Annotated in this window: 17 protein-coding genes; 8 read left to right on the top strand and 9 right to left on the bottom strand. The window is 72.8% G+C overall.

Annotation, left to right across the window (positions count from 1 at the left end):
• Positions 1-7 precede the first annotated feature (7 nt).
• Positions 8-1,429 (top strand): MFS transporter, encoded by a 1,422-nt coding sequence (locus HD593_RS22080; protein WP_221524880.1) that lies wholly within the window; start codon positions 8-10, stop codon positions 1,427-1,429.
• 176 nt (positions 1,430-1,605) lie between these two features.
• Here the strand turns inward: HD593_RS22080 and HD593_RS22085 are convergent, their stop codons facing one another.
• Positions 1,606-2,649 carry an NAD(P)-dependent alcohol dehydrogenase gene (locus HD593_RS22085; protein WP_185104028.1) on the bottom strand — a complete coding sequence of 348 codons (1,044 nt, stop codon included), beginning with the start codon at positions 2,647-2,649 and terminating at the stop codon, positions 1,606-1,608.
• Between the two features lie 98 nt (positions 2,650-2,747).
• Here HD593_RS22085 and HD593_RS22090 point away from each other — a divergent pair, with 98 nt between their 5' ends.
• Positions 2,748-3,335: a TetR/AcrR family transcriptional regulator gene (locus tag HD593_RS22090; RefSeq protein ID WP_185104029.1), complete on the top strand. Its 588-nt coding sequence runs from the start codon at positions 2,748-2,750 to the stop codon at positions 3,333-3,335.
• A 36-nt stretch (positions 3,336-3,371) separates the two neighbouring features.
• Here the strand turns inward: HD593_RS22090 and HD593_RS22095 are convergent, their stop codons facing one another.
• Positions 3,372-3,854, bottom strand: a complete 483-nt coding sequence (locus tag HD593_RS22095) for a GbsR/MarR family transcriptional regulator (RefSeq protein WP_185104030.1) — start codon at positions 3,852-3,854, stop codon at positions 3,372-3,374.
• An 87-nt stretch (positions 3,855-3,941) separates the two neighbouring features.
• Between HD593_RS22095 and HD593_RS22100 the strand changes: the two genes are divergently transcribed.
• Positions 3,942-4,757, top strand: coding sequence for a class I SAM-dependent methyltransferase (locus HD593_RS22100; RefSeq protein WP_185104031.1), 816 nt, complete (start codon positions 3,942-3,944; stop codon positions 4,755-4,757).
• A 16-nt stretch (positions 4,758-4,773) separates the two neighbouring features.
• On the opposite strand, the gene HD593_RS22105 is transcribed toward HD593_RS22100, so the two are convergent.
• Both HD593_RS22105 and HD593_RS22110 read right to left on the bottom strand, forming a co-directional pair.
• Positions 4,774-5,424 carry a response regulator gene (locus HD593_RS22105; protein WP_185104032.1) on the bottom strand — a complete coding sequence of 217 codons (651 nt, stop codon included), beginning with the start codon at positions 5,422-5,424 and terminating at the stop codon, positions 4,774-4,776.
• On the bottom strand, positions 5,421-6,494 hold the full coding sequence (locus HD593_RS22110; RefSeq protein ID WP_185104033.1) for a sensor histidine kinase: 1,074 nt from the start codon (positions 6,492-6,494) through the stop codon (positions 5,421-5,423). The genes HD593_RS22105 and HD593_RS22110 overlap by 4 nt, the downstream gene beginning before the upstream one ends.
• A gap of 113 nt (positions 6,495-6,607) precedes the next feature.
• On the opposite strand from HD593_RS22110, the gene HD593_RS22115 reads away from it, so the two are divergent.
• From HD593_RS22115 to HD593_RS22125, 3 genes are all read left to right on the top strand, one after another.
• The gene (locus HD593_RS22115) at positions 6,608-7,975 is read left to right on the top strand and encodes an alpha/beta hydrolase (RefSeq protein WP_185104034.1); all 1,368 of its coding nucleotides are present in this window, start codon (positions 6,608-6,610) and stop codon (positions 7,973-7,975) included.
• A gap of 250 nt (positions 7,976-8,225) precedes the next feature.
• Positions 8,226-9,554, top strand: coding sequence for a hypothetical protein (locus HD593_RS22120; RefSeq protein ID WP_185104035.1), 1,329 nt, complete (start codon positions 8,226-8,228; stop codon positions 9,552-9,554).
• Positions 9,551-10,363 (top strand): substrate-binding periplasmic protein, encoded by an 813-nt coding sequence (locus HD593_RS22125; RefSeq protein WP_185104036.1) that lies wholly within the window; start codon positions 9,551-9,553, stop codon positions 10,361-10,363. The genes HD593_RS22120 and HD593_RS22125 overlap by 4 nt, the downstream gene beginning before the upstream one ends.
• Here HD593_RS22125 and HD593_RS22130 read toward each other — a convergent pair.
• On the bottom strand, positions 10,360-11,364 hold the full coding sequence (locus HD593_RS22130; RefSeq protein WP_185104037.1) for an ABC transporter substrate-binding protein: 1,005 nt from the start codon (positions 11,362-11,364) through the stop codon (positions 10,360-10,362). The two genes, HD593_RS22125 and HD593_RS22130, sit on opposite strands and share 4 nt — an antisense overlap.
• A gap of 166 nt (positions 11,365-11,530) precedes the next feature.
• Here HD593_RS22130 and HD593_RS22135 point away from each other — a divergent pair, with 166 nt between their 5' ends.
• A complete protein-coding gene (locus tag HD593_RS22135; protein WP_185112034.1) occupies positions 11,531-13,288 on the top strand; it encodes an IlvD/Edd family dehydratase in 1,758 nt (585 codons plus the stop codon).
• Positions 13,275-14,291: a C-terminal binding protein gene (locus HD593_RS22140; RefSeq protein ID WP_185104038.1), complete on the top strand. Its 1,017-nt coding sequence runs from the start codon at positions 13,275-13,277 to the stop codon at positions 14,289-14,291. The genes HD593_RS22135 and HD593_RS22140 overlap by 14 nt, the downstream gene beginning before the upstream one ends.
• A gap of 42 nt (positions 14,292-14,333) precedes the next feature.
• Here HD593_RS22140 and HD593_RS22145 read toward each other — a convergent pair whose 3' ends face one another.
• From HD593_RS22145 to HD593_RS22160, 4 genes are all read right to left on the bottom strand, one after another.
• Positions 14,334-14,690: a hypothetical protein gene (locus HD593_RS22145; protein ID WP_185104039.1), complete on the bottom strand. Its 357-nt coding sequence runs from the start codon at positions 14,688-14,690 to the stop codon at positions 14,334-14,336.
• A gap of 148 nt (positions 14,691-14,838) precedes the next feature.
• A complete protein-coding gene (locus HD593_RS22150; RefSeq protein WP_312903614.1) occupies positions 14,839-15,411 on the bottom strand; it encodes a TetR/AcrR family transcriptional regulator in 573 nt (190 codons plus the stop codon).
• Entirely contained in the window at positions 15,408-17,579 is a 2,172-nt protein-coding gene (locus tag HD593_RS22155) for a molybdopterin-dependent oxidoreductase (RefSeq protein WP_185104041.1), read from the bottom strand. The genes HD593_RS22150 and HD593_RS22155 overlap by 4 nt, the downstream gene beginning before the upstream one ends.
• 44 nt (positions 17,580-17,623) lie before the next feature.
• On the bottom strand, positions 17,624-18,235 hold the full coding sequence (locus tag HD593_RS22160) for a TetR/AcrR family transcriptional regulator (protein WP_185104042.1): 612 nt from the start codon (positions 18,233-18,235) through the stop codon (positions 17,624-17,626).
• Between the last annotated feature and the right edge of the window lies 1 nt (position 18,236).

An 18,236-nucleotide genomic window follows, 5' to 3' on the forward strand; every position in this document is an offset into this window, starting at 1 on the left:
AGACGTCATGGCAACCCCCGCAACCGCCGCCCCGCCGGCGGCCGTGTCGACCCGGCGCATGTGGGCCATCCTGGGATTGGTGCTGCTCGCCGACGCCCTCGACATGATCGACGCCACGGTCACCAACCTCGCCGCACCCACGATCACCGCCGAGCTGCACGGCGGCGAGGGCCTGATCAAGTGGCTCGGATCGGCCTACATGCTCGCCATGGGCGTCCTGCTCGTGGTCGGCGGGCGGCTCGGCGACAAGTACGGCCAGCGCCGCCTGTTCCTCATCGGCATGAGCGGCTTCACGATCGCCTCGGCCGTGGCGGGGCTCTCACCCCACCCCGCCCTGCTGATCCTGGCCCGCGCCGCCCAGGGCGCGTTCGGCGCGCTCCTGATCCCGCAAGGCATGGCGATCATGACGAAGACGTTCTCGCGCGACATGCTCACCAAGGCGTTCGCGATGTTCGGGCCCCTGCTGGGGGCCGCCTCGGTGGGCGGCCCGATCCTGGCCGGGTTCGTCATCGACGCCGACCTCGCCGGGCTGTCGTGGCGCCCGATCTTCCTCGTCAACCTGGTGCTCGGCGCCCTCGGCCTGATCCTGGCGGTCCGGCTGCTGCCGCACGACGACGGCGACGCGTCCACCGTCGTGGACGGGGCGGGCTCGGGGCTGCTCGCCGCCACCATGGTCGGCCTGCTCTTCGGGCTGGTCGAGGGGTCGAGCAACGGCTGGACCGCGCTGCCGGTCCTCTCGATCGCCGCGGGCCTGGCGTTCCTCGCCGCCTTCGCCCGCCGCCAGGCCACCGCCGCCGACCCGCTGCTCAAGCCGTCCCTGCTGCGCAACCGCGGCTTCAGCTCCGGACTGCTCACCGGTCTGGTCGTCTTCGCCGCCACCACCGGGCTGGTCTACGTGCTCTCCCTGTTCATGCAGCAGGGGCTGCACGCCTCGGCGCGGGACGCCTCCCTGGGGCTCCTGCCGATGACCGTCGGCATCATCGTGGCCGCCGCGGCCTGCATGGCGCTGATCAAGAAGCTCGGCCGCACCCTCGTCTTCCTCGGCCTGGCCGTCATCCTGGTCGGCTGCGGCTGGCTGCTCGTCCTGGTCGCCACCTCCGGCACGAGCCTGAGCCTGTGGGCCCTGGCGCCGGCCGTCTTCCTCACCGGCCTGGGGATGGGCGCCTGCTACGGCACGATCTTCGACGTCGCGATCGGCGACATCGCCCCCGGCGAGGCCGGCAGCGCCAGCGGCTCCCTGTCGGCGGTCCAGCAACTGGCGGCCGGCATCGGCTCGGCCGCCGTCACCTCGATCTTCTTCCAGTCGGCCGCCTCCGGCTTCGGCCCGGCCATGACGACCAGCCTCATCGTGGTCGTGGCCCTCACCGCCCTCACCGTCCCGGCCGTGGCCCTGATGCCGCGCCGGGCACCGGAAGAACTCCAGCACTGACCGCACTTTCGACGCAAGGAGCCGCACCATGTCACCAGCCCCCCGGGACGTGCCCCGGCGCGCTCGTCCGGCCCCTCCGGCTGGACCTCGCCGACCTGCCCTCGCTCGAAGCGTCCGTGGCCGCTCTGGGCCTGGCCGTCCTCGACCGCCGGCCTGACCGGCCTTCATCCGGGCGCTCAGTTCAGGTCGGACAGGTCGAGGACGAAGCGGTAACGCACGTCGTTGCGGCCGAGGCGGTCGAGCGCCTCGTTCACCCGCGCCGAGGGGAGCAGCTCGATCTCGGCGGTGATGCCGTTGGCGGCGCAGAACTCCAGCATGGCGGCGGTCGCGGGACGCCCTCCGCTGCCGGCGGAGCTGAGCCTCTTGCGTCCCAGGAGCAGGTCCATGGTCTCCACGGTGACCGGCCCGAGGTGGCCGAGGCTGCTGAGCGTGCCGTCCATGGCGACCAGCCGCAGGTACGGGCCCAGGTCGTGCGGGGTGGAGACGGTGTCGATGACGACGTCGAACGTGTCCCGGGCCTGGGCGAGCTGTTCCGGATCCGTTGACAGGACGAAGGCGTGGGCGCCGAGCCGGCGCGCGTCGGCCGCCTTGGCGGGCGAACGGCTGATGACCGATGTGGTGGCGCCGAGGGCCACGGCCATCTTGACCGCGAGATGGCCCAGGCCGCCCAGCCCCGCCACGGCGACGCGGCTGCCGGGGCCCACGCCCAGGCTGTGCAGGGGCTCCCAGACGGTGACGCCGGCGCAGAGCAGCGGAGCGGCGGCGGCCGGGTCGAGACCTGGGGGAAGGGGGTAGGCGAACCGGTCGCGGACGACGTACTCGCGGGAGAAACCTCCCAGGGTGGTCGATCCGTCCTGCCGGTCGGTGCCGCCGTAGGTCAGGGTCGGGAAGGCGTGGCAGAAGTTCTCCTGGCCGGCCCGGCACATGGGGCATTCGCCGCAGGAGTCGACGATGTTGCCGACGGCGACGGGGTCGCCGGGGGAGAAGCGGGTGACCGCGGGCCCCGTCTCGGTCACCACGCCGGTGAACTCATGGCCCGGCACCAGCGGCTGCCCCGCCGCGCCGTCGTGATGGCGCAGCGCGTGCAGGTCGCTGTGGCAGACGCCGCAGTAGTCGATCCGCACCGCGAGATCGTCAGGGCGGAGCTCGCGGCGCCGCAGCGGCGTGCGCCGCAGCGTCCCTGTCGAGCCGTCCGCCCGCCATCCGGTTGTGGTCCGCACAGGCACTCCTCTATAAACAGACTGTTCGGTCTATTCGATCGTACGCACGTGCCGCCTCCGGAAGCAAACCAACTGTTCTGTCTGATAGCGTCGCAGGCATGGCGGAGCAGCCCCTGACCTCGCGCGGAGCCGCGACCTACCAGCGCATCCTCGACGTGGCGACGCGGGAGTTCGCCCAGCACGGCATCGCCGGGGCGCGCATCGAGCGGATCGTGTCCGCCGCCCGCACCAACAAGGCCCAGCTCTACGCCTACTTCGGTAACAAGGACCGGCTCTTCGACACGATCTTCCTCGCCTCGCTGGAGCGGATCGTGAACGTCGTCCCCATCGACGCCGGCGACCTCGCCGACTGGGCCGTGCGCCTCTACGACGAGTACCTGCGCCGCCCCGACCTGATCCGGCTGGCCACCTGGGCGCGCCTGGAACGCCGCCCGGCCGGCCACCTCGTGGAGCAGCGGGACCGCCTCGACGATCACAAGCTGCGCGCCATCGCCGAGGCCCAGGCCGCCGGGCGCGTACGCCGGGGAGACCCGTTCGACGTGATGGCCATGGTCATCGCCATGTCCATGGCCTGGTCACCGGTCAGCAACGTCTACGCGGCCACCGCCGAGGAGCCCCCCGCCGTGCACGAACAGCGCCGCACCCTGCTCCGCGAATGCGTCCGGCGCGCCGTCGCGCCCGGTTGACGACCACGGCCCGTGCGGCGCGATCCTGCCGTCCGTTCAGCCTGCCCTGCGGTCGGCCGCCTGGAGCCGCGACCACTTCGCCATCGACTGCTTGATCTCCTCGCGCATGAACGCGAAGAACCGGCTGGTCTCGTCCAGCCGCCGCCCGGCGGGGGAGTCCAGGCCCAGGAGCGCGGTGCCCTCGTCGGCACCGGCCTGCACCCGGACGAGCACCGGGTCGGACTGGCTGATGAACTCGCTCCAGGTGTGCTCGTGGATGCGGCAGAAGTCGTGCCGGGCCCCGGGTTCGCGGCCGCGTTCGACCAGCCGTACCTGCACCAGGTACTTGACCGCGCCCGAGATGGCGGGTGCGCCGACACCCAGTCGCTCGGCGAGCTCCGCGGCCGACAGCTTGCCGGAGTCGGTGACCAGCAGTGCGGCGTACACGCGCGCGGCCATCCGGGGCATGCCGGATTCGACCATGATCTGCGCGAACCGTTCCCGGAAACCGGCGATGGCGCCCTCGTCCGCTCGCGTCACCCGCGGCTCCTCTCCTTGTCGTGGCCTCACAGTTTAGATCATTCATGCACTTCACGAAATTCGTGAAATAAGAGTAGTGTCGGAGGGGTGAAGGAGACCCAGCTCGTCGGGGTGCAGAAGACCCTCAGCCCCGTACTCAAGGCCAAGGCCCTGGACAACCGGCTGCCGGACCCGATACTCGGCGACACGTACGCCGAGCAGGTGATGCGCCGCCTCGACCCCGGCTACGACCAGCGCAGATTCGGCACCAGCCAGGTGGGCCTCGCGGCCGTCGTCCGCGCCAAGGCCCACGACGACTGGGCCCGGAGCTTCCTGGCCGCCCACCCCGACGCCGTGGTGCTGCACCTGGGCTGCGGCCTCGACGCCCGGGTGTACCGGATCGACCCGCCCGCCACCGTCGACTGGTACGACCTGGACTATCCCACCGTCATCGAGCTGCGGGAGCGCTTCCTGCCGCCGCGCGAGCACTACACCCTGATCGCCTCCAGCGTCACCGACCCGGCCTGGCTGGACCGCATCCCCCGCGAGCGGCCGGTGCTGATGATCGCCGAGGGGCTGGTGCCGTACCTGACCGAGCAGGACGTCCGGCGGCTGCTGACCAGCGTCGTCGACGCCTTCCCCACGGGCCGGCTCCAGTTCGACACGGTGCCGGTCTGGGCGTGGCGCACCTCGCGATGGGATCCCTCGCTGCGCGTGTACGACGCCCGCTTCCACTGCGGCTTCAACGACCCGGCCGCGCTGGCCGCGTGGCATCCGCGGCTGGAGTACGTCGACGAGGCGCCGATGAACGACTCGCCGATCCTGATGGCCAAGGCCCCCGCGAACGTCCGCCGCCTCTACCGCTTCCTGAACCTGCTGCCGGGCCTGAAACGATCCGTCCGCATCGTGCGCTTCCGGTTCTGAGAGCCTCCCCGGAAGGTCACGGGGTGAACGGCGCGTCGCGCAGCAGCAGCGCCGCCTGCACCCGGTTGGCGCAGTTCAGCTTCGCGAGGATCCGGCTGACGTAGGTCTTCACGCTCGCCTCGGTCATGTGCAGGCGCCGGGCGACCTGGGCGTTGGACAGCCCCTGCGCCACCAGCGCCAGCACGTCGGCCTCGCGCGCGGTCAGGGTGGCCAGCCTGCGGGCGGCGTCGTGCCCGCCCTCGTGCCCCCGGCCGGGGCTCCCCGATGCCGCCAGGTCGAGCACCTGGCGCGCCACCGCCGGCGACAGGTACGCCTGCCCGGCATGAGCCGCGTGGACCGCGCGGATCAGCTCGTCAGGGGTGCACGTCTTCAGGACGAACCCGGACACGCCATGCCGTACCGCTCGCCGTACGTTGTCCTCGTCGCCGAAGGCGGTGAGCAGGACCACGTGCGTGCCGGTCAGTTCGGCTGCGGCGGCCAGGCCGTCCAGCACCGGCATGGCGATGTCCAGGAGCGCCACGTCGACCCGGTGCAGGCGCGCGGCCCGCACCGCCTCGCGCCCGTCGCGGGCGGTGGCCACCACCTCGATGTCGCCCGCCGACTCCAGGACGGTGCGGATGCCCGTGGCGATGAGGGGCTCGTCGTCGGCGACCAGCGTCCTGATCACGGGGCGGCCCCCGCGAGGACCGGCACCAGGGGAAGCATCGCGACGAGCCGGAAGACGCGCGGCCCCGGATGGACCTGCAGCAGGCCGCCCGCGGCGGCGACCCGCTCCGTCAGCCCGGGCAGGCCGCTGCCGTTGCCACTGCCGCCGCCGGCGGGGGAGTGGGGATGGCGGGGCAGCGGGTTCGCCACGGAGAGCAGCAGCGCGTCGGGTTGCCAGTCGAGCGACACGGTGATCGGCGCGCCGGACGCGTGCTTGACCGCGTTGGTGAGCCCTTCCTGGACGACCCGGTAGGCGGCGTGGGAGGCCCGCGGATCGGCGAGCGGGACGGCCTCGCCGCACGTCTCGATCGTCACCGCGGCGCCCGCCGCCCTGGACCGGGCGACGAGGCCGTCGAGGTCGTCCAGGCCGGGCGTGTCGTGGTCGCGCAGCGCGCTGACCGCCCGGTGCAGCCCGGCCGCGGCGGCGCGGGCGTTGTCGGCCAGGCCGCTCACGGCCCGCCGCTGGTCGGGGGGCAGCGAGCCCACCTCCAGCGCGGCGGCCTGCACGGACACCAGGCTGAGCAGGTGGCCGAGCGAGTCGTGCATGTCGTGGGCGATGCGCAGCCGCTCGCGCAGCCGCTCCTGCTCGGCGACCAGCGCCTTCTCCCGGCGCAGGTGCTCGCGCTGCTGGGCCACGTACCGGCCGGCGAGCAGCGGCAGCGCGGTCAGGATGACGACGCGGGCCAGGCTGACCCACGGGTCCTCCCCGCCGGGTGACCGTTCCACGGCCAGCAGCAGGGCGCACACGTACGCGATGAGACCGGCCGCCGTCACCACGAGGTCCCTGCGGGTGGAGAGGCGCTGCCCGGCCTGGAAACCGGTGCAGACCAGCAGGGCCAGCGACCCGCCGGTGACCAGCGCCAGCGCCAGCGCCGCGAGGAACGCCGCGAACGGCAGGCGGCCCCGCGCCGCCATCGTGAGCGCCACGGCCACGGCGTACGCGACGAGCGCCCATCCCCCCATCCCGTCCAGCCACGACAGCGCCGAGTCCGCGACCACGACCACGGCGACGAGCTGGGCAGTTCTCGGCATACGCCTCACCCTACTCAGGGGGTGCCGCCGCTCTCCCAGTCAACTTTGGTGAACAATCACCGCTGACCTTCGGGAGCAGACGCGGCACTCGCGCGCCTCCTAGCGTTCCCGGCATGCTCAACGCCCTCGTGGCGCTGGCCGTGCTCGCGGCACCGGCCGGCGTCCCCACGCCGCAGCCGTCCCCGCGCTGGACCGCCTGCCCCCTCGCGAACGCGCCCGAACTGCAGTGCGCGGACCTGCCCGTCGCCCTGTCGCCCGGCAGCCACAGGAAGATCACCCTCAAGATCGCCCGCCTGCCGGCCACCGGCACCAGGAAGGGCTCCGCGCTGGTCAACTTCGGCGGCCCGATGGGCGGCCAGATCGCCTTGCTGGCCGCACGCACCCGGACCTTCGACCGGATCCGTACCTCGATGGACGTCGTGACCTGGGACCCGCGCGGCTACCCCGGCCTCAGCGGCGCGGTGCTGCGGTGCGACTGGGGGTTCGTGCGCACCCCGGCGTTCCCCTCGGACCAGGCCGGGCTCGACCGGCTCGCCGCCGCCAACCAGGCCAGGGCCGGCAAGTGCCGCGCCACCGACCCCGAACTGTTCGACCACATGGACTCCGCCTCGGACGCGCGCGACGCCGACGCCATCCGCGCCGCACTCGGCGACGACGAGATGAACTTCCTCGGCCTGTCGTACGGGGGCACGATCGCGCAGTCGTACGCCCGGCTGTTCCCCGGGCGCGTCCGCACCCTGTACATCGACGGCATCGGCAACCACAGCCTCCGCCGCTGGGAACGGGAGCTGGAGACCCTGGCGCGGGAGAACGAGCGCTTCATGGACCGGTTCTTCGCCTGGGCACCCGCCGGCCTGGAGCAGCGCTGGCAGGCGCTGCTCGCCAGGGCGGACGAGGAGCCCGTCCCCGCCCCGGAGGCCGGCGCCCGCTACGACCGCACCCAGCTCCAGGCCCTCGCCTATCTCAAGCTCCGGCCGGGCCCGGCGCGGTGGGGCGAGCTCACGGCCGCCATCACGGCGGCCGAGGCGGGCGACGCCTCCGGCTTCGCGCTGTCGAGCAGCCAGCCCTACCCCGGGATTCCCGGCGGCGGGGTCAAGGAATGCCTCGACTTCCCTCGCGCGGGCACCCAGCGGGAGCTGGCGCGCACGGTCAAGCGGCTGCGCGCGATCGCGCCCAACACCGGGGCCGCCTTCCCACTCGCCTGGCACCTGCCGCTGACCTGCGCCGGTTGGCCCGCCCCCGTGAGCAACCCGCCCGCCCCGATGCCCCGCACGCTGCCGCCGCTCCTGGGCGCGGGCACCTGGCAGGACTACGGCGCCACCAGCCGGGTGGCCGGGCAGATCCCCGGCAGCCGCACGATCCGGTACGACGGCCCCGGCCACAACCTGTTCGGCGCCATGGCCAACGCCTGCGTGATCGGGCACGTCAGCGCGTACGTCACCGAGCGCCGCCTGCCGCCCCGGGGCACCACGTGCGCATGACCCGGCCCCGTGTCTTTTGGCCGTGATCCAATACCCTGCCGCCTCGGAGGGGGATGTCGTGGTCACCGGCGCGCAGCCGTACGGCGGAACGCCCAGCGCGGACCAAGGCGGCAGCCCGATCTCCATACCGCGGCCCGGCCCGGGCTTGCGGATCTACCGAGCCCGCGGCCATGCTCGAATTCCAGCCGCAGGCGATCCCGGGAGGCGCGGTGCACGCCCATGATCCAGGTGTTCCCCGCCGGGTCAGGTCATGACGGTGACGGCGGCGCCCGCGGTCCGGCGCGTGCGGTCGGTCTCCCGGCGGGTGCGCACGCTGGCCGGGCTGTCGCTGCTGACGCTGGCGCTGCTGCTGGCCGCGATTCTGGCCGGCGCGGCGAGTACGGGCTCCGGCCTGCGCACCATCGGCCACGACGCCGGCCCCCAGGTCCTCGCGACCACGGGCCTGTACCGGCAGATGTCGGAGATGGACGCGCTGCTGGCCGAGACCCTGCTGCTGGGCAGGGAGTACGGCCCGCAGCAGCAGGCCGACCTGACCACCTACGACCAGCGGCGGCTGGAGACCTCCGAGACCCTGCTCAAGGCCTACCGGCTGGCCCTGGACGACCCCTCCGAGCAGCGCACGGTCGAGTCGCTGATCGAGGGGCTGGGCCGCTACGAGCGGCTGGCGGCCCAGGCCCGGCTGCTGGACGCGCAGTCCGGGCACACCGCGGGGTCGCCTCCTGACGCCGTGGTCGGCGCCTACCAGCAGGCCACCGACCTCATGCACCGCGAGCTGCTGCCGCAGGCGTACAACCTGACCCTGGAGACCGGGACGATCGTCAGGCGCGCGCACGCCGCCGAGCGCGCGGCCACCTCGCTCGCGCGCGTCGCGGTCGTCGTCACCGGGCTGCTCGCCGTGGCCTGCCTGCTGGCCCTGCAGACCTACCTGACCCGCAGGTTCCGCCGGATCCTCGCCCCGGCCCTGGTGGTCGCCACCGTGCTCACCACGGCCGGCCTGGTGACCGGCACGGCCCTGCTCAACCGGCAGGGCGAGGCGCTGGAGGAGGCCAAGCGCCTGGGGTTCGACTCGGTGCTCACCCTGACCAGGGCCCGGGCGATCAGCAGGAGCATGCACGGCGACCAGAGCCGCTACCTGCTCGACCGCTTCCGCAGGGACACCTACGAGCACACCTTCCTGGAGAAGTCCATGACGGTCGCCGCCGTCGACTCCACCAGCCTGCGCGACTACCAGAGCAGGCTGCAGGTGAACTTCCAGGGCCTGCTCGGCGGCCTGCCGGGCCGGGAGCGGGGGCGGCTCTTCGTCGCCTACCAGCAGTTCCAGCAGGCAGACGCGGAGATGCGGACGATGTCGGGCGAGAAGGCGATCAAGTTCTGGGACGGCGAGCTCAGCACCGCCTACGAGGGGTACGACCAGGTGCTGGAGCAGCTGATCAGACGGTACGAGTCGGGCTTCGAGCGCGCCATCGACAGAGGTGACGGAGCCCTGGAGACGTTGTGGCGGTGGATCCCCGCCGCGCTGGCCACCGGCGCGCTGCTCATCCTGGCCGGCATCTGGCCGCGACTGCGGGAGTACCGGTGAGAAGACTGCCGCTCTTGCCGATCGTCCTGCTCGCCGCTCTGCTCACCGCCTGCGGCACGGCACGGCAGGAATCCCTCGTGGACAAGGACGAGGTCGTCGTCGCCATCCGCTCCGACGTCCCGCTGATCAGTTTCAGGGGGCAGGACGGCGCCTACGCCGGCTTCAACATCGACGTGGCCGAGGATCTCCTCTCCCGGCTGGGCAAGCGCATCCGCTGGCTGGAGATCAAGGCGGGCGACCAGCTCACCGTGCTCACCGACGGGCGCGCCGACCTCGTCTTCGCCCACATGTCGGTCACCCCGGAGCGCAAGAAGGTGATCGACTTCGCCGGCCCGTACCACCTCGACTTCCAGGACATCGCGGTACGGCCGGCCGACAAGAACACCGTCCGCGACGTCCGCGACCTGGAGAACCGCAAGATCTGCCTGGTGCGCGGCACGAACATCGCCCAGCGCATCATCGAAGAGCGCGGGGTCAAGGCGATCGCCGTCGAGGTGCCCGACTACGACACCTGCCTGGAGATGATCGAGAAGGGCGAGATCGACGCCATCTCCACCAACAGCCAGATCCTGGCGGGGCTGCTCACCAGGCCGGGCGTGGACCTGCACCTGGTCGGCGCGACCTTCAACGAGCAGCGCACGTCGATCGGGGTGCGCAAGGGCGACGTCGGCGGTTGCGAGGAGCTCAACCGGGCCATCACGCGGATGTACCAGGACGGCACGGCGCACATGTTGCTGGACAAGTGGTTCGGCCGGTCGGGCATCGACCTGTCGGTGATCGCCGTCCCGCAGTTCGAGGGCTGCTCCTAGGGCGCGGCGATCTCCCTGCTGAACCTGTCGACGAGCGCCCGCTTGGCGTTCCCGGCGACCTCCACGTCGTAGGGGACCAGCTTGACCGCCGCCGGGTCGGCCGCCTTGGAGTGCGCGGGCACGCCGGTGTTGGTGGGCAGGGCGTAGAACTTCACCAGCGGGCCCAGCCGCTGGGCCGCTCCGCTCAGCGCCCAGTCGACGTACCTGCGGGCGCTGTCCGGGTCGTGCGCCCCGGCCAGCACGGCCAGGCCGCCCAGCTCGTAGCCGGTGCCCTCCTGCGGGAAGGTCACCTCCAGGTCCGGATAGCCCTGCTCCTGGGCGGCGACGCAGTCATGGGAGAAGACCACGCCGACCGCCGCCTCCCGCTTGGCCGCCCGCACGGCGGCCGCGCCGCCGGACGAGCTGTACTCCGGCACGTTCGCGTGCAGGGCGCGCAGGTAGGCGAGCGCCGCGTCCTGGTCGCCGCCGCTCAGCTCCACCTGGGTCCACAGGGCGGTGTAGGCGGTGCCCGAGGTGGCCGGATGGGCGAGGGCGACCCCGCCGCGCAGCCGCTCGTCCAGCAGGTCCCGCCAGGACCGGATCGGCCGCAGGCCCCGCTTCGCCAGCTCCCTGGTGTTGTTGCAGAAGGCCAGCACGCCGGCGTAGACGCCGCTCCAGGTGTGGTCCGGGTCGGCCCATCCCGGCCGGATCTCGCCGGCCTTGCCTGATTCGTACGGCGCCAGCAGCCCCTGAGCCTTCGCGGCCACGTAGGAGTCGGCCGGCCCTCCGTGCCAGACGTCGAACTCCTGCCGCGCCCCGGCCTCCTTGATCCGCTCCAGCGCCTGCCCGCTCGACAGCCGCACGAAGTCGGCCTCCACCCCGGTGGCGTCGGAGAACCGCTTGACCATCATCGCGCACCACGGCTCGCCCGCCCCGCACGCGACCGTGATCTTCTCCCGCCTCGGCGTCGAACAGCCGCCCGCCAGCAGGACCGCCACCAAGGCGATGACCAGCGGCCGCATCGCCCCTCCCTGGGTTCGCCGGCGTGCCGATCCCATTGTGCAACATCCCGGCCTGGCTTGATCCGGTTAAACGCCGGGAGCGGCAGGGTAGAGCTGGGCATGTTCGCGGCGTTCTCCGCGCCGCCGGACGCGGGGGACATTCGGGGGCACCATGCGAGGGTTCGTGATGCAGGAAACCGGCGGCCTGCGCAGCCAGGCGTGGTGGGACAACGCGGGCAACCCGGAGATGACCGCGCTGTATCTCGAACGCTTCCTCAACTTCGGGCTCACCCCGGCGGAGCTCCGGTCCGGCCGGCCGATCATCGGCATCGCCCAGACGGGCAGCGACCTCGTCCCCTGCAACCGCCACCACCTCGCCCTCGCCGACCGGGTCAGGGACGGGATCCGCGACAACGGCGGCATCCCGTTCGAGTTCCCCGTCCACCCGCTGCAGGAGACCGGCAAGCGGCCGACCGCCGCGCTGGATCGCAACCTCGCCTATCTCGGGCTGGTCGAGGTGCTCTACGGCTATCCGCTCGACGGGGTCGTCCTGACGACGGGCTGCGACAAGACCACGCCCGCGTGCCTGGCCGCGGCCGCGACGGTGAACATCCCGGCGATCGTCCTGTCCGGCGGGCCGATGCTCAACGGCTACCACCAGGGCAAGCGGGTGGCGGCGTCCGGCTCGGGGCTGGTGATCTGGCAGTCGAAGCGGCTGCTGGCCGCCGGGGAGATCGACTACGACGAGTTCATGGCACGCGTGTGCGCCTCCGCGCCCAGCATCGGCCACTGCAACACGATGGGCACCGCGCTGTCGATGAACAGCCTCGCCGAGGCGCTGGGCATGTCCCTGCCGGGGTGCGCGGCGATCCCGGCCCCCTACCGCCGGCGGGCGCAGATGGCCTACGACACGGGCCACCGCGTGGTCGACCTCGTACGCGAGGACCTCACCCCGCGCAAGATCATGACCTGGGAGGCGTTCGAGAACGCGATCGTGGTCGCCTCGGCCATCGCCGCCTCCACCAACGTGCCCATCCACATCAACGCCATCGCGCGGCACGCCGGGGTGCCGCTGTCCATCCAGGACTGGGCACGCGCCGGAGCCGACGTCCCGGTGCTGGCGAACGTCGCCCCCGCCGGTGAGTTCCTCGGCGAGGACTTCTACCGCGCGGGCGGCGTCCCCGCCCTGATGCGGCTGCTGCTCGCAGCGGGACGCCTGCACGGCGAGGCCGTGACCGTCTCCGGCCGTAGCGTGGCCGAGAACCTGGCCGACGCCCCGCCCGCCGACCCGGCGGTCATCCGCCCCCTCGACGAGCCTCTCGCCCCGCGTGGCGGGCTCACCGTCATGACGGGCAACCTGTTCGACTCCGCGGTCATGAAGACCTCGGTCCTCGCCGACGGCTTCCCCGCGGTGTCCGACTATCGCGCCATCGTCTTCGACGGGCCCGAGGACTACCACGCCCGCATCCAGGATCCCGCCCTGGGCGTGGACGAGGGCTGCATCCTCGTCATCCGCTACACCGGGCCGATCGGCTACCCGGGATCGGCCGAGGTCGTGAACATGGAGGTGCCCGCCGCGCTGATCCGGCAGGGCGTCACCACGCTGCCCACGCTCGGTGACGGCCGCCAGAGCGGCACCTCCGACGCGCCGTCCATCCTCAACGCCAGCCCCGAGGCCGCCGCCGGCGGCAACCTCGCCATCCTGCGTACCGGCGACCGCATCCGCATCGACCTCGAGAACGCGCGCGTCGACGTCCTGCTGACGGAGGACGAGATCGCCGCGCGGTGGGCCGGCTACACCCCGCCCGTGTTCGAGAACCAGACCCCGTGGCAGGAGATCTACCGCGCCACGGTCGGCCAGCTCGACAGCGGAGGCTGCCTGGAGCTCGCCCTGTCCTACCAGGACCTCGTCCACACCAAGGGGATTCCCCGTGACTCGCACTGACGCCAGAGGCACCATCATGATCGCCGACTCCGACTTCGGCGACGTGGACATCGAACGCGCGATCATCGAGGGCGCCGGATTCGAGCTGCTCGCCGCGCAGTGCAAGAGCGAGGACGAGGTGATCGCGCGGGGCCGGGACGCCGTCGGCGTCCTGACCCAGTACGCCCGCGTCGGCGCCCGCGCCATCGACGCGTTCACCCGCTGCCGGGTGATCGCCCGCTACGGCACGGGCGTGGACATCGTCGACGTCGACGCCGCGACCCGGCGGGGCATCCAGGTCACCAACGCGCCGAACGACTGGTGCGCCGAGGAGGTCGCCGACCACGCCGTCGCGCTCTGGCTGGCCGCCGCCCGCAAGATCTGCGCCTACGACCAGGCGACCCGGCGGGGCGAATGGCAGTGGCAGAGCGGCGAGCCCATCTGGCGGCTGCGCGGACGGGTGTTCGGCCTGCTGTCGTTCGGCTCCATCGCGCAGCTCATCGCCGAACGCGCCAGAGCGTTCGGCGTCGAGGTCTGGGCGCACGACCCGTTCCTCGACGACGCGGAGCTGCGAGCGCGCCACGTGCGGCCGGTGTCCTTCGACGAGCTCGTGGCAGGCGCCGACTACCTCGTGATCCAGGCGCCGCTCACCCCCGGCACCCGCCACCTCTTCGACCGCACGACGTTGCGCAGGATGAAGCCGACCGCCGTCCTGGTCAACACCGCCCGCGGCCCCATTGTGGAGGACGCGGCGCTCCACCAGGCGCTCGCCGAGGGGTGGATCGCCGGCGCGGCGCTGGACGACCTGGAGGAGGAGCCCGCGAAGCAGCGCGACTGGCGCCCGCGCAACCCGCTGTTCTCGCTGCCCAACGTGATCGTCACCCCGCATGCCGCCTACTACTCCGAGCAGGCCGTCTCAGCGGTGCGGCGCATCGCCGCGGAGGAGGCCGTACGGGTCCTGACCGGGCAGGGCGCCCGGAGCCCGGTCAACGACGTGCCCGCCCGGAGCTCCTCCAGCGGCTGATCAGCGGGAACCCGGACCACGACGGCAACGTCCTCCCGGCCGTCACGAGCTCAGGTGGACCTGTTCCATCCCGTTGGTGCAGTCGGGGAAGTCGTCAGGGCCGCCCCGGATGAGCCGGCAGCTCCATTCGGCGCCGTCGACGTTCACGCTGACGGGCCCCTCGGCGAAGCCCTTCGCGCGGTACGCGTCGCCCACCTTCACCCCGGTGGCGCACGCGGCCTCGCGATCCTTCTCGGTGACCACGGTCAGGTCCAGCCCGCCGCTCGACTGCACGCAGTCGATGACCTCGGCCGCCTCCGCCGTGACCGGCGCCGGCCCGAGAGCCGCCGTCCCGGCGCACAGGACGCCGCACGCGGCCAGCGCGAGGAAGGGATGGGTGCGGATCAGGCTTCTGGACATCTGTCTGTCCTCCGGTTCGCATGGTGGATGCCGACCCGTCCTCAGGATGGCCGTCCCGGCCGCAGGTACGGGCCACGGCGGCATGAGATCCCGCCCAAGGAAGCTTGGAAATGACCGTCCAACGACGATCCAAACCCGTGATCCGGTGCTATTGGCGGGTGGACGGGACGCCACGCATGATCGTCTCGGCGGCGTGCCTCAGCCACGCGCCGCCATCCGCCTCGGGCCAGGGGCGGGCCAGGGCGTCGAAGAGCACGCCGTCCAGCTGCGCCACCAGCATGCGTGCCGCGTAGCCGGCGTCCGGCACCCCCGCGGCGCGCATGCCGTCCGCGGCCATCCGGACGAACCCCTGGCCGGCCGCGTCGAGCTCCGCCCGCAGCAGGGCGCCGTCCCCGGCGTCGAGGTAGAGCTGCATCCTGGCGCGCGTCCTCGTCCTGGCCGCGCCCAGCCAGTGCTCCAGCAGGCCGACGATCGTGGCCGTGGCCCGCTCCCTGGTGCTCCAGGCATCGGGCGGGAGCCGGGTGAGCGGCAGCTCGTCCAGCTCCAGCATGCGTTGCAGCACCCCTTCGAGCAGCGCGCGCCGGGTGCGGAAGCAGCTGCTCGTGCTGCCCGGCGGCAAGCCGGCGCGCGTGTCGACGGCGCGGTGGGTCAGACCCCGCAGGCCCTGCTCGGCGATCACCTCGATGGCGGCGTCCGCCGCCCGCCGGCTGCGGGTGCTCACCGGCATCGCTCCACGGTGACCGGTACCCCGTTGAGCACCGCCGTACCGCTGACCTGGTCGAGGAGGCGGGGGTCGGTGAGCGCGTTGACGCTGGAGCCGCGCACCCGGCGGGCGACCGACAACCGGACCCCCGGGAGATCATGGCCGTACCCGTGCGGCAGGCTCACCGTGCCCGGCATGAGGTCGGGGGTGGCGCTCGCCTCCACCGTCAGCTCGCCCGCGGGTGAGCGCACGGTCACCAGGCCGCCCTCGCCCAGCCCGCGAGCCGCCATGTCCCCGGGGTTCATCAGGAGGTGGTGGCGGGGCCGTCCCTTCACCAGCCGGCTGGAGTTGTGCATCCACGAGTTGTTGTTCCGCAGGTGCCTGCGCCCGATCAGGAGCAGGGTGCCCGCCTCGGCCGGCCGCGGCGGCTCCGTGACCGCGTCCTCGGTGGGCCGCGGCGGCTCCGTGACCGCGTCCCCGGCGGGCCGCAGCAGCTGGGCGGCCGCGTCCCCGGCCGCCGCCAGCAGGGCCGAGGGGGCTGCGCGGACGCGCCGGCGCGGGGTCTGCAGCCGCCCGGGCAGGCTGGGCCGTAGCTCGCCGAGGTCCGCGCCGTGTGGCAGGCGCCGCAGCCGGGCCAGCGACAGCCGGTACGGGCCGGTGCGCAGGCCCAGGTCCACGATGCGCTCCGGCCGCATCCGCACCATGAGAGCCGCACGCCACGCGCGGGACCGCGCCGGCCGGCCGTACCTGCGGGCCAGCTCGCGGAAGATCTCCCAGTCGTGGCGGGCGCCGGGCGGCTTCGGGAGCACGGCCGGCACGTAGCGGGCGGTGTCGCGGACGGCGAGCAGGTGGAAGACCAGGTCGTAGTGGTCGCGTTCGAGCGGCGCCGCCGGCGGGAGGATCACGTCGGCGTGCCGCGTCGTCTCGTTGACGTAGAAGTCGACGGACACCATGAAGTCCAGCCCGGCCAGCGCCTCGTCCAGGGCGGGCCCGGCGGGCGTGGACAGCACGGGATTGCCCGCCACCGTGACCAGGCCGCGCACCTGGCCGGCCCCGGGCGTGCGGATCTCCTCCGCGAGCGCCGCGACGGGCAGCTCGCCGCCGAACTCGGGCAGGCCGCGTACCCGGCTGCGCCACCTGCCCTGGTGCCCGGGGTCGATCTGCCTGGTCCTGATCGGGTCGACGGCCGGCCGGGTGAACATCGTCCCGCCGGGGCGGTCGAGGTTGCCGGTGACGATGTTGAGCAGCTGGATGCCCCACTGGCACAGCGTGCCGAACCGCTGCGTGGACACGCCCATCCTGCCGTAGCAGGCGGCGGCCGGCGCGGCGGCGAACTCCCTGGCCACCCGCGTCACCGTGCCGGGCTCCACCCCGGTGGCGGCCTCGACCCGTTCGGGCGTGAAGGGCTCGAGGACGTCGCGGACCTCGCCGAGCCCGTCCACGTACGGGGCGGGCCTGGCCGGCCCTTCCTCCAGGATGACCCGTACCAGGCCGAGGATCAGCGCGGCGTCGGTGCCCGGCCGGACGAAGTGGTGCTCGGCCCCGAGCCTGGCCGTCTCGGTCCTGCGCGGGTCGAACAGCACCATCTTGCCGCCCCGTGCCAGCAGCGCCCGGATCCTGCGGCCCATGCCAGGCGCCGTCATCAGGCTGCCGTTGGAGACGGCCGGGTTCGCCCCGAAGACCAGGAAGTACGCGGTGCGGTCCACGTCGGGGACCGGGAGCAGCCACTGGTTGCCGTACAGCAGCCGGGACACCACCTGGTGCGGCAGCTGGTCGACCGAGCTCGCGGAGAACCGGTTACGCGTGCCGAGCAGGCTCGCGAACGCCGGGGCGTGGGTCATGGCGCCGAGGCTGTGGGTGACCGGGTTGCCGAGATAGACCGCGACCGCGTCCGCGCCGTGCCGTCGCCGGATCCGCGCGAGCTCCGCCGCGACCAGGTCGAACGCCTCCTCCCAGGAGATGTCCCGCCAGCCGTCCGCGGTGCGCCGGACGGGCGAGCGCAGCCTGTCGGGGTCCTCCTGGAGGTCGGCCAGGGCGAGTGCCTTGGGGCAGATGTGCCCCGCCGACAGCGGATCGTCCTCGTCGCCGCGGATGTCGAGGACCCGCCCGCCGGACGTGGTGACGCGCAGCGCGCACATCGCCTCGCACAGGGTGCACCGGCCGGGCCGGGTGATGGCGTCCGTCATGACTACATTTGTAGCACTCGCTCGCTACAGATGTAGCAACCCCCTCATGTCCGTCGATCGTTCCTGCTGAACAGCCTGTCCAGATGCAGGTCGATCGCGGCGAGCGCGTCCCGGGGCTCGATCACGTTCAGCTCGATCAGGGGGGTGAAGCCGGTGAGGGCGAGGAGCAGGTTGGTCTCGGTCGCCGGGTCGCGATCGGAGTCGAGGTGCCCGTCGGCGATCGCCTGCCGGACCAGCCGCTCGACGAGCGCACGCCCCTGGACGAGGCCATGGCGCGCCTGCTCGTGGACGGCCTCGTCGTGCAGCGCCTCCAGGACGTAGGCGGCGCTCATCCGGCTGGTCGCGCGGGCGTCGGCGTGCAGGGGGAGCATCTCCGCGAGCGTCAGCCGCAGCACGTCCCGCGGGTGCGGACGGTCGCCCAGCTTCTCGAGGCCCTGGCCGACGCGCAGCGAGGTCTGCTCGGAGGCGAAGTCCATGGCGAAGGAGAGCATGGCGGCCCGGGAGGCGAAGTAGTGCTGCAGCTGCCCGAGGGACATGCCCGCCTCCTGCGCCACCACGCGCATCGTCAGCTGCGTGACGCCGCGCTGCTCCACCACCCGCCACAGCGCGCGGGCGATCGTCTCGCGACGTCCGCGGTGATCCACCTGTTTCGGCATC

The sequence above is a fragment of the Nonomuraea rubra genome, assembly GCF_014207985.1.
GTDB classification, from domain to species: Bacteria; Actinomycetota; Actinomycetes; order Streptosporangiales; family Streptosporangiaceae; genus Nonomuraea; species Nonomuraea rubra.